Annotated in this window: 13 protein-coding genes and 4 tRNA genes; 7 read left to right on the top strand and 10 right to left on the bottom strand. The window is 51.8% G+C overall.

Features of this window, described 5'->3' with window-relative positions:
• The first annotated feature begins 374 nt into the window (after positions 1-374).
• Entirely contained in the window at positions 375-872 is a 498-nt protein-coding gene (locus K3T82_RS12690; protein WP_220193814.1) for a hypothetical protein, read from the top strand.
• Positions 873-1,019: 147 nt separating this feature from the next.
• Here K3T82_RS12690 and K3T82_RS12685 read toward each other — a convergent pair whose 3' ends face one another.
• Complete coding sequence (locus K3T82_RS12685) at positions 1,020-2,147, bottom strand: ABC transporter ATP-binding protein (RefSeq protein WP_220193813.1); 1,128 nt, start codon at positions 2,145-2,147, stop codon at positions 1,020-1,022.
• 196 nt (positions 2,148-2,343) lie between these two features.
• Here K3T82_RS12685 and K3T82_RS12680 point away from each other — a divergent pair, with 196 nt between their 5' ends.
• From K3T82_RS12680 to K3T82_RS12665, 4 genes are all read left to right on the top strand, one after another.
• Positions 2,344-2,754: a winged helix-turn-helix transcriptional regulator gene (locus K3T82_RS12680; RefSeq protein ID WP_236031127.1), complete on the top strand. Its 411-nt coding sequence runs from the start codon at positions 2,344-2,346 to the stop codon at positions 2,752-2,754.
• 334 nt (positions 2,755-3,088) lie between these two features.
• Complete coding sequence (locus tag K3T82_RS12675) at positions 3,089-3,595, top strand: HIT family protein (protein WP_220193811.1); 507 nt, start codon at positions 3,089-3,091, stop codon at positions 3,593-3,595.
• A gap of 189 nt (positions 3,596-3,784) precedes the next feature.
• On the top strand, positions 3,785-5,167 hold the full coding sequence (locus tag K3T82_RS12670) for a hypothetical protein (RefSeq protein ID WP_220193810.1): 1,383 nt from the start codon (positions 3,785-3,787) through the stop codon (positions 5,165-5,167).
• A gap of 199 nt (positions 5,168-5,366) precedes the next feature.
• Positions 5,367-6,653, top strand: coding sequence for a M16 family metallopeptidase (locus tag K3T82_RS12665; RefSeq protein ID WP_220193809.1), 1,287 nt, complete (start codon positions 5,367-5,369; stop codon positions 6,651-6,653).
• A 70-nt stretch (positions 6,654-6,723) separates the two neighbouring features.
• Here K3T82_RS12665 and K3T82_RS12660 read toward each other — a convergent pair whose 3' ends face one another.
• The 5 genes from K3T82_RS12660 to K3T82_RS12640 all read right to left on the bottom strand — a co-directional run bounded on the left by K3T82_RS12660 (position 6,724) and on the right by K3T82_RS12640 (position 13,701).
• Positions 6,724-7,659, bottom strand: coding sequence for a WD40 repeat domain-containing protein (locus tag K3T82_RS12660; RefSeq protein ID WP_220193808.1), 936 nt, complete (start codon positions 7,657-7,659; stop codon positions 6,724-6,726).
• An 89-nt stretch (positions 7,660-7,748) separates the two neighbouring features.
• Entirely contained in the window at positions 7,749-8,234 is a 486-nt protein-coding gene (locus tag K3T82_RS12655) for a MogA/MoaB family molybdenum cofactor biosynthesis protein (protein ID WP_220193807.1), read from the bottom strand.
• Positions 8,235-8,284: 50 nt separating this feature from the next.
• Positions 8,285-8,935 (bottom strand): CpXC domain-containing protein, encoded by a 651-nt coding sequence (locus K3T82_RS12650; RefSeq protein WP_220193806.1) that lies wholly within the window; start codon positions 8,933-8,935, stop codon positions 8,285-8,287.
• Between the two features lie 265 nt (positions 8,936-9,200).
• Positions 9,201-10,475, bottom strand: coding sequence for a DNA double-strand break repair nuclease NurA (locus K3T82_RS12645; RefSeq protein ID WP_220193805.1), 1,275 nt, complete (start codon positions 10,473-10,475; stop codon positions 9,201-9,203).
• 25 nt (positions 10,476-10,500) lie between these two features.
• Positions 10,501-13,701 carry an AAA family ATPase gene (locus K3T82_RS12640; RefSeq protein ID WP_220193804.1) on the bottom strand — a complete coding sequence of 1,067 codons (3,201 nt, stop codon included), beginning with the start codon at positions 13,699-13,701 and terminating at the stop codon, positions 10,501-10,503.
• 307 nt (positions 13,702-14,008) lie between these two features.
• Between K3T82_RS12640 and K3T82_RS12635 the strand changes: the two genes are divergently transcribed.
• A complete protein-coding gene (locus K3T82_RS12635; protein WP_220193803.1) occupies positions 14,009-14,275 on the top strand; it encodes a metal-sensitive transcriptional regulator in 267 nt (88 codons plus the stop codon).
• Positions 14,276-14,349: 74 nt separating this feature from the next.
• Positions 14,350-14,565 (top strand): heavy-metal-associated domain-containing protein, encoded by a 216-nt coding sequence (locus K3T82_RS12630; RefSeq protein WP_220193802.1) that lies wholly within the window; start codon positions 14,350-14,352, stop codon positions 14,563-14,565.
• 263 nt (positions 14,566-14,828) lie between these two features.
• On the opposite strand, the gene K3T82_RS12625 is transcribed toward K3T82_RS12630, so the two are convergent.
• From K3T82_RS12625 to K3T82_RS12610, 4 genes are all read right to left on the bottom strand, one after another.
• Positions 14,829-14,904, bottom strand: a tRNA-Met gene (locus tag K3T82_RS12625).
• A 94-nt stretch (positions 14,905-14,998) separates the two neighbouring features.
• Positions 14,999-15,071 (bottom strand) — tRNA-Met (locus K3T82_RS12620).
• A 34-nt stretch (positions 15,072-15,105) separates the two neighbouring features.
• Positions 15,106-15,181: transfer RNA gene (locus K3T82_RS12615), tRNA-Met, on the bottom strand.
• Between the two features lie 56 nt (positions 15,182-15,237).
• Positions 15,238-15,310, bottom strand: a tRNA-Met gene (locus K3T82_RS12610).
• Positions 15,311-15,892 lie beyond the last annotated feature (582 nt).

Here is a 15,892-nt window from a genome sequence, read left to right as displayed (position 1 = left end):
TACCTACATTATGCTTTACATGAATCAATACACGTGCACATGGGCAGCAAGGAATACTACCTTACCGGGACAACGTGTTCAGTATATCATACTGATAGGGCAACGCAAAGAGCGCTAGGATGCCTGTCCCAGTTTTTGGCTTTCTCCTTATTCGAAACCCTGAACACGCTCGGGTTGATACAAACATCAACCCCATCTGAACGGTGGTTAGCGCTCATGCGCTCGGATGTTTGCATCATAAGGAGTTCGTGCTGACCTCAATAGCAGTATTGGGTTTAGCATAAAACCATGTTGCATTGTTTCCTCCCTGTTGTTACAATACCTGTTATAGCAAAACCTTGTGAGCATACGTCAATGTATGGGGAGCATTTCTCATGGCATCATCTCCTGCATCCCAAAAGCAGGTCTTTATAGGACCCGGTCTCAGTCGCTTTAAGCTTGTCGTGACCATTCTGGGCCTCATCGCTATCACAGGACTGGTACTCTGGATTGCCATCCATCAGGGAGCCTCGGTGATCGTTAGCACGATCCTGGCTATCCTATTTATTTTAGGTTTCGCGGGCTATCTGCGCATTGTAGCTCCGATCCCTTTTACAATCGCCCTGGAGCCAAATGCTCTGGTCAAGCATAATAAAGGCGGCGAGGACATTGTCATTCCCTGGGAAAACCTGATTAAGATCCGTGAGGAGTTCTTTCCCAATGGGAAACGCATCGCAGTCCTGGCGTATCGCAAAGTCACCGAACCGGGACAGAAGCCCAAAGCCTGGGCAGTATATCGCGATGATGTAAACGACCTGGACGCGCTGGCAGAGGCGCTCAAAAACGCTCGCCCGGAGACCTGTGAGTGGGAGAGTGAAATCGTCCACGAATAGGTTACAAGAAAAATAACAGATTATACAAAAGCCAAAAGATCTTTTGGCTTTTGTATATGGAGGGGACACAGTCTATATCTTCATTACGTAGAAGTTGCGCTTTTGTCAATGCCAGATCCTGCAACTCAATCCATCCTCAATTCTGTTTTAGAGATAGGCATGTGTGGCAGAGGCTTTAAAGGAGGCATAGACCAGTTGCCCCTCCTCAAATGCCAGGCGGGCGGCGGAGGTGCCTGTAATCTCGGCAGTCAGAGGGGGCAGAGAGACCCCATCCAGGGCGATGCTGACACGTACCAACCCACCCGATGCGGAAGGTAGATTTAAAATTTGTACAATGCGGCCTTGATAACTATTGCGCGCTGAACTCTCTGGTGGCGTGAATTGGAGTGTGATATCACGGGGATCGATGACCACACAGACATCAGTGCCAGCAGGAAGCACCTCAGAACCATTTTCCCCCTCCTCAAATCTTACCGTCATCTCAAGTGTGGGCTGTGTCTGTGAAAGCTCGACAATACAGGAGCCATCAGGAGCATAACGCATCAGGCAGGCATGAAAAAAATTCATGCCCACCAGTTCCGCGACATAGGTTGAGCGTGGATGCAACGCCAGATCAGATTGTCCTCCTTGCTGAATGACTCGTCCCTGATCCAACACCAAAATATGCTGTCCAAAAACAAGAGCATCAATATAATGATGAGTAACCAGCACGGTCGTAATACCCGTCTCGGCGAGAATGCTCCGCAGTTCCTGGCGAACTTCGCGGCGCGTTTGCACATCCAGGGCAGCCAACGGCTCATCCAATAACAATAAAGATGGTCGCAAAGCCAGCGCGCGCGCCAGGGCTACCCTCTGCTGTTGCCCACCTGAGAGTTGGTGTGGTTGACGCTTCTCGAAACCGCTCAGATGTACCCGTGAGAGAGCCTCGCTAACGCGCTCACGGACAATAGGGCGCGCGAGATGCTGAGCACGCAAGCCAAAGGCGACATTCTCAAAAACCGAGAGGTGAGGAAAGAGCAGATACTCTTGAAAGACATAACCAATAGGGCGATCCTGTGGAGAGAGAGCAATCCTACGCTCGCTATCCAGGTACACGATTCCATCAAGGGAGATATGGCCTACGCGAGGCTGCAACAACCCTGCAAGCAGGCGTAACACAGTGCTTTTACCCGCTCCACTCTCACCGAGCAGCACCGTCGTGGTTCCCGAGGCAACAGAGAAACGCATGTCGAGCCCAAAGGTATTTAGTTGAGTCGAGAGGAATACATCCAGCATAACCATAGTGTAGCACAGGGCAACTCAAATGTCGTGCTATAGCCCCTCAGCTCACTTACTTACTTTTTAAATGTAGCCATCCTTGCCTTAGAGAGCAAAACATGGTATACTACCATGTAATTCGAAATAAAAGGCTCTGTATACCTATTGGTACAAAACAACGTACCTGTGAAACGGCAGGTAAAGCAAAATGGCAATGAAGCAAACATCTTCCATAGCATCCACTCAGGAATCGCTACCACGCATGTGCCCACGTTATGAACATGCGATTCACATACTGGGAAAGCGTTGGACTGGCCTGCTCTTGAGCGCGCTACTCAGTGGACCACGACGCTTTGGTGAGCTTACAATGCTCGTCGAAGGACTCTCTGACCGCGTGCTCAGCGACCGCTTGCGTGAACTGGAGAGCGAGGGTATCATTAAACGGGTTGTATATCCTCAGATACCTGTACGTGTTGAATATGAACTGACAGAGAAGGGCAATGCCCTCAAGCCCGTCGTTGATGCTATCCATGCCTGGGCAGAAGGCTGGATTCCCGTCGAAACTGCGGAGAAAGCCTGCGAAAAGGCCCAAGCCCTTCAGGAGACAGACTGCAACGAAGCGTAAAGCGACCGCGAGCACATTTTCTGACGGCCTCTTTACGCTTTTCTCACATCAACATACCCTCTCCTTTCCTGTTAATTCAGGAAAAGGCTTGTCTCGGCGTCTCTATATCATCTTCAGCCCTCCTCCGTAACTTCTCTTCAAACGCTATAATAATTAAAGATAACAGTTCAAAGCTGTCGCGGGTAGCGGCGGCTCGTCAAGATCAAGGGATATATGCAAACATAGTGTACTAATACACTATGTTTGCATATATCCCTTGATCCTACAAAGTTCTTGAGGGCCGAGATAGGTCTAAAGATAATATTGGTCCAATCAATTATATAGAGGATTTTGTATGAAAAATTTATGGGCACCATGGCGTATGGCCTTTATCCACCCCAAAACCGAACCCAAACCCGGCTGCATTTTCTGTACGCAGCCAGCAGAGAACCGGGATGAGGAATATCACATCCTCTATCGCGGCGAGCGCTGTTTTATGATGCTCAACTTATATCCTTATAGCAATGGACACCTGATGATCGCGCCCTATCAACATATTGGCGAACTAGAGAAGCTCGATCCAGAGACATTAGCAGAGATGATGGCACAGGCTCAGCTTGCGCTCAAAGCCTTACGCCAGGCGATGAATCCCGAAGGCTTCAATATGGGCTTTAACCAGGGCAAGGTCGCGGGCGCGGGCTTCGCAGAGCACATCCACTTCCACATTGTGCCACGCTGGAATGGCGATACAAACTTCATGCCCGTGCTGGCGGATATTAAGGTCATGCCGGAACACCTGGACAATGTCTATCACCAATTGAAAGAGGCTATAGCCCAGGTACAACAGGATGAGGTAAGGTAGCCATAGTTATTGGTTACGCTCCAATCCAGAAAAACCGTCAAAATGGTGCAAAAAAATGTTGTGCACAACATTTTTTTGCACCATTTTGACGGAATGGGGAAGCATTAGCACAATGTAACTCATTGCGCTATGATTTATCAGAAATCGTCAGGTTGTAAGAACAGATGAAAGGTGATGCCAAGAAGCCATATGCCGGACCTCTGGGACAAAGAGCATGAATTAGAGGACAGATTTGTCGAGATCGCGGATCTCAATGACGAATCGCAAGGTAGAGACCACAAAGCAGAGAACAGCAATCATAGTCAGACGCGCAGACTCTGGCTCGGTTCGAAACTCACGCGCCAGCAGAAACGACGACGCCTCCTATGGACGATTGGTACCATATGTTTGACACTAATCATCTTCCTTGCCAGTCTACCTTCAGTTCGTGTATTGATCACAGATAGCCTGAGCGGAGAGAATAAACCTGCTCCTGGCGCGCATAACCTGTACTTTGTTCAGGTCTTACCGGGCTGGGGAACATTGACCATCGATGGCAAAACGTATACACCTCTTCCAACCCTGTTCAACGACCACCCCATTCAACTCACAGCAGGAAAGCATGATGTCAAGTGGCTCGGTGAGCCTTTTCAGGAGCTTCAATGTACCTTGATTGTCGCCTCTAGCAACCAGGCGACGACCAGCCAGCAAACCTGTCGTACCTCAACCGCGAACAATGATCAGTATCAGGCGACAATGATTATCTTTCCCCAGGCAGCCAATTTAGAGCGCCTGCCAGGGCATGAGCAAAAAGCACTGCGGTCAGCAGTTCAAAGCTTCCTTACAAAGATGCGTACCGGCGAAACCGTCCAACCTGGCGAACGTTACAAGCTGGACTACGACGCGAAGGAGACCTTTACTGCTCGCCAGGAGCTTCAAGCTACGCGTAGTTTCCAGCTTGATACAGACACCCATCAATCTGGACAATGCCAGGGACCAACTGTAGGACCTGGCTGTATGCTGGAGATGCAGGACTGCCGCCTCTTCTGTAGCGTCGGCGTTGGCAATGATCATGGTGTCAGTAGCCCGAGGCGTTGGGATACTTTCGTCGTTGTGCGCGAGCACTGGGAGTTCCAATCCACATCCAATCCAGAGATCAGGCAGCAGTCGAAGCTTAGTGAACAGTTCTTGCTTCTGCTACGCATTACGCGAGAGCAAGGACAGTGGCATATCGCCTTCCAACCACAGGGTTATAGTGGCTTCAATAATCCGTCCTGCACGCTGACCATGGGCACCATCTTTGGTGACGACATTTATCGCAAGATAGCAAACAAACAGCAAAGTATAAGCTGGCAATTCGTCAGCAGTGGAACCGCTGGCTGCGTAGGGGCTGGTCATTTCACGGGCAATGGCGCTAACGCCTCGGATCAGCAAGAACTACAAACCTCTGACGTCTACCTTCTCACGCGCTTCAATGTCCTTCTGGTCGGAAATGACAAGGCTCATGCTCTCTGGCCTAAACTTCCGCAAACCAGCAAGCACACCTATCAGATCATTGAGGAGATCCTCCAGCACCCCCAAACTATTTCGTGAACAAGACTGCTTATACCCATGTAATTATGCCGCCACTCAACTTCAAAGAGAACCCATTTGACAACGGTTGTACCCCAGGGCTATGATGGCTAGTAAACGAGTCTTTTGCCTGTAGAAGATGCAAGGCACAACATAAGGTCGTTCGGAGGCGAGGCTTCACGTGTAGCGGGGTGGCGCAGCCGAATGAAAGGAGCATGACATGTCAGAGAGCCAGGCAAACGCGAATGGCGCTGTCTTTCATACCCACCAATTGAGCAACGGCCTACAAATTGTGGGCCAGCCAATGCCCGATTTTGAATCGGTTGCAATCGCGTATTATGTGCGCACCGGATCACGGGACGAGTACGATCCCACTATCGCGGGCGTCTCGCACTTCCTGGAGCATATGGTCTTCAAAGGCACGCAAACCCTGGACTGGCAACAGATTACGCTCGAATTCAATAAGATTGGAGCGGAGCTTAACGCCTTCACCTCACACGAGGCGACGGTCTTCTATGCGCGCGTCCTGGGTGAGCATCTGGAGAAAGCGATGGGCCTGCTGAGCGATATGATGTATCCCCGCCTGGACGAGAACGATTTCACGATGGAAAAAGAGGTCATCGTGAACGAGATCGCACGCTCAGAGGATCAGCCATACAATCTGACCTACCGACGCATGATGCAGACTTATTTCGGAGATCACTCTCTGGGACATGATGTGCTGGGGACACGCGAGAGCATTCGCAACATGCACATCGAACAGATGCGCGAATACTGGCAACGGCGCTACGCTGCCAACAACCTGATTCTCACGGTAGCGGGTAACTTCGACTGGGATCACCTGGTCGAATTGGCGGAGAAGCATTGCTCTAGCTGGCGCACAGGTGATGCCAGCCGCGACGCGCAGCATTACGAGCCAGCCCAACCCATCAACAACATCGTGATTGATCCTAAACTCAAGCAGCAGATCATGATCCTGGCGATGCCCGCCGTCGATGTCAAGCACCCCGATTACTATGCCGCGATGCTCGGTGGCAGTATCCTGGGAGATAGCGATGGCTCCCGACTCTTCTGGAACATCTACCAGCGCGGACTGGCAGAGTCCGCGAGCGCGGGCCTCTGGGCAATGGAGGGCACCGGCATCTTGCTGATGGAAGCTAACTCTACCCCGGAGAACGCGCCACGCGTGCTCAAAATGCTGGGTGAGGAGATCGATAGCCTGCTGGCCGATGGCGTGCATGAAGATGAGCTGCGCCGCGCGAAAGATAAGCTCATTAGCAGCATGGTCATCAGCAATGAATCAACCTTTGTACGCATGCGCTCGCTCGCCAGCGATTGGGTTGTAGAGGGTCGCCTGCTCAGCATCGAAGAAGAAGTAGAGCGCATTGAAAAGGTAACTCCTGAAGATGTCATACGCGCGCTGCATAACTTCCCCATGAGAGAGAAGCAAGTGCTCACTGCTCTCGGACCTCTAAGCGAAGAAGAGCTACTCGCCGAGGTGCGCTAAACAGCTTCATTAAAAAGGACGAGGTGGACGGAGTTACTACACTATGACTCCATCCACCTCGTCCTTTTTCTTATGAATGCGGGACACGCCAGATGCAGAGTGTAGAGGCGCTACAGGATGCAAGGCAGGCACTATCAGGAGACCAGGCCAGAGCTCGAATCCAGACACGATGCATGCCCAACGTACGAAGGGTCGTGCGCGGCTCAGAAGCGAAGGGCGAATGCACATAGACCAGAGCATCATGCCCCGCAGAAGCGAGGCATGTTCCGTCCGGGGACCAACGGAGAGCCTTGATGGGGCGAGTGTGTAAGTCCAGAATCTGGGGAACCTGAGAGGGCTCAGGTGCATTCACAGATGGGGGCGTCCAGAGATGCAAGGTAGCATCCTCTCCTGCCGAGGCCAGGTAGCCATGCCTTGCTGACCAGTCCAGCGCGTATATAGGAGACCTGTGCGCCTGATAGATATGCACGGGCTCACCGCCAAGCGCGGACCAGACATGCGTGGTCCCATCAAAGCTAGCAGAGGCGATATATTCACCATCCGGCGACCAGTCCAGTGCGAAGATGCGATATTGCGCGGTATATGTATAGCGAGTCTGCCCGGAAGTTGGTGACCAGATCTGAACGGTACTATCGCCCAGGTCACCGCCTGAAGCAATAGACATTCCATCTGGCGACCAGGCGACGGTGCGCACAAAGCGGCGATGTCCGCGATAGGTCAGAATGGGTGTCTCGCTTCTCGTCGGCACGTCCCAGAGATAAACCGGGCCAGCAGTACAGCCCGCCGCCAGGTAGCGCCCATCTGGCGACCAGGCCAACGAGAGGAAACAGGATGAGGCGGGATCATGATATGTTGCCTGAAGTGTTCCGGTCGTGATATCCCAAAGGCGTACCGTACTATCACGCCCAGCAGAGGCCAGGAGGTCGCCCTTAGGGGACCAAGCCAGAGCAAAAATGTTATCGCTATGGCCCTCCAGCCGTGTACAGCTCACTGATTGCTCATGCATAGCGCGTCCTCCTCATTGACGACGCCTTTCACGCTCACTCTTGATACGAAAACCTGAACACATCAACAGCATCGATATGCATTGGCTTCTTAGTGCTCTCTGGGACCCTCAGTAAGCAAATTCATGGCATGGGGAAGTACTTCTAGAATATACTCCAGGCATTCTTTGACGGCCTTCGGGCTACCCGGCAAATTGACAATGAGCGAACGACCACGCACCCCTACAACACCACGCGAGAGCATCGCCATCTTTGTAAACTGTAAACTCTGAAAGCGCATAGCCTCAGCAATGCCAGGAGCCTCGCGCTCAATCACGGAGCGCGTCGCTTCAGGGGTCACATCACGCGGAGCCAGGCCTGTACCCCCAGTCGTCAAGATCAGATTGAGATGTCGTATATCGCACCATTCACGCAAGATCGCGGCAATCTGCTCTTGCTCATCTGGAATAATCGCGCTCGTACTGATAACAGCCTCAGGCAGTTGAGAGGCCAGTGAGCGTACCCGTTCGCCGCTCAGATCCTCACGCTGACCGCGCGCAGCCCCATCACTAATAGTTAAGACACCTATCGTAATCATTATGCCTCACATACCTCGACATAGAGCTAAGAAGAAACTCTGTATTGCTCTTACCCTCCAGGAGCAAGTTCGCGCATGAGCGCACCGATCCGGCGACGTGAACCATACAACCAGACAATATATTCGTCTGGAAGGCTCTCAACTTCTACGCTACAGTTCATCTCAGTGGCGAGCTTACGCGCGATGCTATAGAATTGCCCACGCTCGGCATCGTTGCGGCTCTGCGTACTCAAGGCGAGTCTGCCCAGGCGCTCTTCGGGGTCCAATACGCCATTAACAAGAACCGAGAGTTGATCAAGGCCAAACACCACCTGGAGCGGAGGGAGATCCTGTGCCTGCTTCGGCGAAAGTGTAGCAACATGCTCACTCTGACCATCAGCTCCATCCCGCGCATTGAGCAGCGCCTCCACGTTATCATAGGCCGAGCGCAAATTCTCAAGGATCAGCAAGCGAGCCTCTTCGGGTGCATCTGAACGAGGATGCACATATGCCAGCAGATTATGGGCCGAGTCCGAATAGATGAATGGGATAGAGACAGCACCTTTCTGCCCACAATTTGGACAAATGGAAACATTGAGGAGTCCCGCGAGCACGGTATAGCGCAGACCGGGATCTTTCGCAACGTTCACATATTCGTATATTGAACTGGAAAACACCTCCCCACAAGGGCAAGTGAATGTTTGTGTGGTTGAACGAGACATATGCGTTATTTCTATGTGCGTACTCCTTATTCGAAACCCTGAGCGCCTGGCGCTAGCTGCCGATCAGGCGGTGTTGGATTTCGCCTAAAAGTCTTATATTCCTTTTCTTACCTCGCTACACGTAAAACCCATCTTTTACACCTAAAGCGGCTTATGCTACTTTGTGAGTTCAAGTTCCTGGTACAAGTATAACACATGAGCGGGGGCGGGATTTATCTGAAGCAAATCCCGCCCCCGCTCATGTGTTATCGCCTCACAAGCAACATCAAGCATTGCGTCGTCGCGTCTTGCTCATGGACTTTTGCGAGTAGTTAAAGATAATCCCCTGCTGGCGCATGAATTCCTGAAACTGGGCATAGAATTCGTCTCGATCTCCCATACGAATGACAGAAACCTGGTCGGCAGTCTCAATAGCATAGGGATAGCCATTACCAATCACAGACTCTGCACGTACCACATCCATGACAGGCTCTACCAAACCATCATCAAGCATCCAGCGAGGAAACTCTAACCGGGCTGGAGGGCGTGTCGACGAGGTTTGCAGATAACAGAAGGCTACCCGATCTCGGTAGGGACCATAGCTATCGAGGATGTCATTACGCGAGCAGAGCATGGCAGGTGTACGATCACCCCAGCCTAAATTTCCTTGCCAGAGCAGAGCATCATGAATGCGCTTGGTATCGCGCAAAATCGGCTGGCGCTCAACACCATCCACACGTCGCAACATAGTAACCATGTCACGCGCATAACTGGTATCGATATAGCCAATAAGAGGAACACGCAATTCTTCAGAAAGTTTAAGTAAGGTAACGGCGGAGTCGACATAGCGCTGGCGGTATTGGGGCAACATGGTCAGGGCGAAGGAGACAACAAGCGAGCCGTCAAAGAAGACAACCGGGCTATGCGCCGGGTCATCGGCTCGCCGAGCGCGCGCGTGCTGCTCCATCAAATTGCATAGCGTCTCAATCTCAAGCAGATAGCGACGCAACGTCACCTGCATATCTGAATAGGGGTAGCTATCGGGATCGTCACCCTCTTTGCGTGTTTCCTCCATGATGTCGTCAGGTGCGAGCACTTCCAGACGCACATCCTTCGTATATGGTCTCTGGCGCGAGTGAGGATTCACAAAAAAGCCAACCTGGACCAGGGCGACTGGGATTGAGGCATCACGCCAGGGCATCAACTGGCTCCCATCCACGGCTATCGTAGTCACACCTTCAATACACTCGGCCCACTGACGAGCCTGCTCATGGTTAGCGAAAGTGTTGCCAAAGGGATAGTATGGCGCGTGATACTCGCGTAGGGGAGCCTCAGCTAGCCAATGATCGAACTCTATTGTAGGACGCGCCCCGGCGGATGGCATACCGGGCTCGGCGGGTGGCAGAATGCGCTCAAGGGCCGTGCTGGATGGGTAGCGATGGTACAGGTTTTCCAGCACATGGCGATAGGATTTGAGCTGATCACTATAATTGCCATCATAGAGTGAGAATTGGCCTCGCTTGAGATTCAAGGCCGCCAATAACTTGCCTTTGTGTAGCATGGACACGCTCCTTGCGCATATGACCTTATACGCGTTCCATAGGTTGCTCTGGCGCGGTATCTCGGGCGAGCATATCATCACCAAATTGTGATGACGCGATATCATCCTGTTGCAGTTGCGTCTCTCCGCCAACCTTGCGCAGGCGCACCAGACTATCCAATCCCTGCTCGAAGGTATCGTCATGACTGATCACGATCAACTGCTCGAATCCGCGTACGCGGCGAATCTGTTCAGCCAGATTCATACGACGCAACTCGTCCATGTTCTGAGTAGGCTCATCGAAGAAGGCCAGATTGAGTGTTGAAAGCTTCTTGAGTAGAGCCAGACGCACGGCAAGAGCCGCACTCATCTGCTCGCCGCCGCTTAACTGCGCGAAGCTGCGCGTTACGCCCTGGCGACGCAACACGACCTCATAGTCATTCTGCCAGGTCAGTTGCGCGCTGCGGTCTCCCATAATCTCGCCAAAGATACGGTTGGCTTCAGCTGAGATATCATTAAGCATAGCTTTGAGCACATAGGGAGCCGACTCCTTGATCACCTTACGGAAGTACTCCATCATGGTGTGTAGATCCTCAAGCTCACGGGCCTCCTGGCGCACGCCTTCAAGCTCCTGAAGCTTCTCTTCAGCGATGGCAATACGTTGCATGGCATCGTTGATATCGCGTTGAATTTGCTGCATGCGCTCCGCAAGACCACGGATCTCGCCATGTAGATCGCGTAGTCGCGCGCGCACTTCCTGTAACTCCTGCTCATTAAAAGAGGCCAGAGCTTGCTGATAGGCTTCCTCGGCGGCATGCATCCGTTGCCGGGACTGCTCATTCGCTTGCTCCTGCCGCTGGCAATTCTCTTCATGGTGAGGTAGGGCACGCGCCTGTTCGATATGCTTGAGATAGTTCTGATGGGCCGCAAGTGTTTGCTGGCGTGACTCTTCCTGAGCCTGAATATCTATGTCCAGGTTCTGGAACACGGCTAGCCGATCTCCAAGGGATGAGAGGCGCTCATCCAACAATTGTAGCTGTTGAATGGCCTGACCACGCTCCTCCTGGAAACGTGGCTCCTGCGATACAATGTGTTGCTGCGCGCGCAACTGGGCACGTGGATCATTGAGGCTCGCTATTTGGGTCTCGACCTGTCGCAAATGGGTCTCACTATCGCGCAACTGTGTGACACGCTCGCGCAGAGTTTGGAGGTCGGCCTCATACTGTGCGATAAGCTGCTGAGCCTGTTGGGCTTGCTCACGCAGATTAGGAAGCGTATGGGCCTGCTCACTCGCCGCCTTGCTCTCTTTGTAGGCAGCCTCGGCCTCGCGCACACGCTCTTCATGATCACGCAACAGGTCGAGTTGTGCCTCTAGCTCAGCGCTCTCCTGCTCAAGTGATGCGATATCGCTTGCCAACCGTTGCGCTTGCTCCGCCAAAGTATCGTGCCTCTCGACATATAGGCTTTGCTTGTCCAGGGCATCGGCGTACTTCTGAATCTGAGTAATCTGGTTGACAACGACCTTCTGTTCCGTGAGAACTTGAGAACGCTGGTTCCGCTCCTCATCGAGCAGATTCTCGAAATAGGATTCCAGGCTGACCATGCCCCGATGCTTGATATTCAGGCAAGGTTCACGTAAGAAGGGACACTGTCCACCAGCGGACTGCGCCAGGGAATCAGTATAGGCTTCGATATTGCCGTCCAAACGGTTCAGGCGCGCTGTAATATCTTGCAAGCTTTGCTGCAAGCCAGGCATAGCCTCAGCCTCCTGGCGATGCTCTTCGATAATTTCTAGATTGCGCTCGGCCTTACGCAGACGTTCGAGGAGTGGAGCCTGTTGCTCGCGTTTCTCTCGTAGAGCACGGCTTTTTTCCTGGAGTTGCTGAAATTTATTCTTGCGCTCGATACTCTGCACATGCAAGCGAGTCCGGGTCTGTTCATGTTCCGTAAGATGCGCGGCGATCTCCACCAGGGGCTCAATGCGAGCGATACGCTGCTCTAACGTAGCCAGAGACTGTATCGTTTTTTCCAGGCGTTCACGCTGGGCTCGCCCCTCTTCACGCATTGAGTTGTATAGCCTGACATTTTGGAGTAATTCATCACGGCGCTGCTCAAGCTCTTGTTGACGTTGGACTTCGGGCGCAAGAGCTTCGATACGCAGGCGCGCCTGCGTCACCTCGTCCAAGCGTCCATCCAGGCTCTCCATGGTTGAACGAATAGAAGAGCGCTGGCTACTCAAACTAGCCTGCTCTTGTAACAGACGGTTACGTTGCTGCTCCTGTGAGCGCAACATGACTAGCATCTCTCCCGCCTGAAGGTGGCGCTGATAATCAGATTCAGCCTCTTGCACAATGCGTTGAGCAGCACGCGCCTGCGCAAGCGCCTGCCGTGTGCTTGCCAGCAGTTGTTGCGTGATGTCATACTGGTTGCGCCCAGATTCGGCGGCACGACGAAGCTCTTGCAGATGGTTGTAAGCCGCATTCAGGGCTTGCTCACGTTCCTCATAGTAACTGAGCGAGCTTGTAAGTTCAGTATTGCGTAGCTTCTGCTGCTCATCTTCCTGCCGTGCATTGTGTAAACGCTCACGCCAGTCCTCAAGCTCACGTGTCTCATACTCAAGCTGGTCGATGCGCCCCTGGTGCTGCTGCATCTGCTCCTTATAGTCTTTCTGCGAATCGAGCAGGTAGTCAGCGGCGGCCTTATAATCCTCGATCTGGAGCAGAGCATCAAAGGTCTGCTTACGCTTGCTCGCCACATCCAGAAAAATAGAGGTAAAGGTACCCTGTGGTACACCTAGCGCATCACGGAAGAGTGATGCCAGGGGGCGCTCACGGTCAATGCCAAACAATTCATGCAACTTATCAAGGACATCCGTATTCTGCTCAATGCGCATGTTGGCCTCTTCGTCGTGAATCAGCCAACGGGCACCTGAGCCACAACGTCGTTCCACAACATACGGGCGCTCATCGCCGCCGATGAGATGCACCAGTACACGTCCCCACTTCTCGCCCTCACGCACAAAACGTACCTGACTATAGGGCAGATAATCAAAGAGCGCAAAGCCAATAGCTTCAACCAGGGTGGTCTTGCCTGCACCATTGGCACCACCAATGGCCGTCGTTCCACGGCGGAAATCCACCTGAAAGCGGCGATAGCTTTTGATATTCTCTAACTCGATCCGTGTAATGAGCATTGTGGTTTCAGCCAGCCTTCCCAACGAACGACACAGGTAGATATACTCTCCCACCTTGCTTTTCTTCCCTGATAGGGCAAAAGTGGAAAAGCGATGAGATATTCAGGGCGCATTATAGCATACCGTGCGCTGACGCTGAACACCATCTCGTTGTTGCGCCAAAATCCCTTTCCGCCTGCGCTTATTCACGATGATAGAGATGCCTTGTGTAGTTAATGAACACATGCTATAATTGACCCATACCCCCCGGTACGGGGTATGGGAAAAGGAAATTTCAAGCAGGTCGACGGCGGAAACTTATCAGTCATATTGATAATGAGCAGTCACATTGCTGATAGTATTGCATCAGGAGGCAGAGGAAATGCAGGCGGAGAAGCAGGATGTCCTCAAGCGGCTCAACTACATTGAGGGCCATATCGCGGGAATTCGTAAAATGGTGGAGGAAGATAAGTACTGCGTCGATGTCTTACGCCAGACTCATGCCGTACGCAAAGCCATCGAAAAGCTTGAGCTCCTCATTCTGAATGGGCATCTGCAATCATGTGTCATCGAAGGGATTAAAGAGGGGCGCGAGGAGGCAGTAGTTGAAGAACTGTTGCAACTCTATGGTGTCGCGGGCAACAAATAGAGTTTGCATAATCGCGAGATGCGTCTCACATTATCTCTATTCGATATATCTCTTTAAGATAGAAGGACCAACTAATGAAAGAAGTAACTCTTTCCGTGCCTGATATGAGCTGTGAGCATTGTGTAAACGCCATCAACAACGCCCTCAAGAGCCTGGATGGTATCGAAGGTGTCAACATAGATCTCTCCAGCAAGACCGTCGCCTTTGGCTATCAGCCAGAACAGGTCACCATGGAAAAGATCGAAGCGGCCCTTGACGACGCGGGTTATAGCGTCGCAGATGTCAAGTAGAGCAACCATCTATCAAACCGATATATACAACATGAGGCTGATACCAGAATTGCCTAGCAACTCCTGATATCAGCCTCACATTTGAGTTATCCACAAGTTATCCACATATTTCTCCACAAAATCTCTTATACTACCTTTCACAATAAAGCTAGCAACAATTGTTACCACGATCTATCAATTTAGAATATTGGAAATGATACCAAAGAATGTATAGACAAACATAAAAACCCTCCGCCTGCTTTAAAAGCAAACGGAGGGCTATCTGGTAGCGGCTACTGGACTCGAACCAGTGACACAGGGCTTATGAGTCCCTTGCTCTACCGCCTGAGCTAAGCCGCCATAATCTCGAAAATCATCATACCATAGGCTGTCAAGAGGCTTGGTAGACGAACTGAGAAAGTTCCCTGACAATGAGCCAGAGAACTTCTCTTAGTAGCGGGAACAGGATTCGAACCTGTGACCTCCGGGTTATGAGCCCGACGAGCTAACCACTGCTCTATCCCGCGTCAATACGCATACGCGATATAAGGCTAAATAGCCTGGTAGCGGGAACAGGATTCGAACCTGTGACCTCCGGGTTATGAGCCCGACGAGCTAACCACTGCTCTATCCCGCGTTAAGAGAAATGCGCGAATAATGATGCGCGAACAACACAGGTTTTTTGACCTGCGATAGCGGGAACAGGATTCGAACCTGTGACCTCCGGGTTATGAGCCCGACGAGCTAACCACTGCTCTATCCCGCGTCAACGTTTTACATAATACTACATCCTTTGTGCCCTGTCAAGTATCCTGGACAAATCGGCATATGTTAGCCTTAGAAACACTCAGCACAGGCACCTATGGTGTGCCCGATTAGTATACTCCAATCCTGGTGGACAGGCAAGCTCTTTAGGAATACAATATGGATTGATAACTATGGGCTCTTGTGGGGATAGGCTAACACAGTACTGTAACCTTTGCTTGAGCACAACGTATCACAATTAAGAGATCCTTCTCCACACGGAACATCTTTGCCGGTACATCCACTCAGGATAGCAGCGGGACTGTATGATTATCCATAGGAGAGTTGTCGGGTAGTAGACGAAAGCTTGTCGTCCGTGTACTATGCAGAATACGACGCTTCATATCTACCTACCATCACCCGATTAGAGAGTTGATGGAATATTCACTCAAGGTGGCCTACGCAACTCATATACAAATTGGGTCTCGTATCGTCTTACATATTATTCCTTATTCGAGAGCCTGAGCGTGGCAGCACTAACCACGTCCCCGTACAGGGTACAGCAGCGCGTTGGTTTTCGGATAAGGTGTTCGCGCCAGTCACG

The sequence above is a fragment of the Ktedonospora formicarum genome, from assembly GCF_016587355.1.
In the GTDB taxonomy this organism is placed as follows: Bacteria; Chloroflexota; Ktedonobacteria; order Ktedonobacterales; family Ktedonobacteraceae; genus Ktedonobacter; species Ktedonobacter formicarum.
Note: the sequence above shows the minus strand (reverse complement) of the source record. Positions and strands in the feature narration are given on the sequence as shown.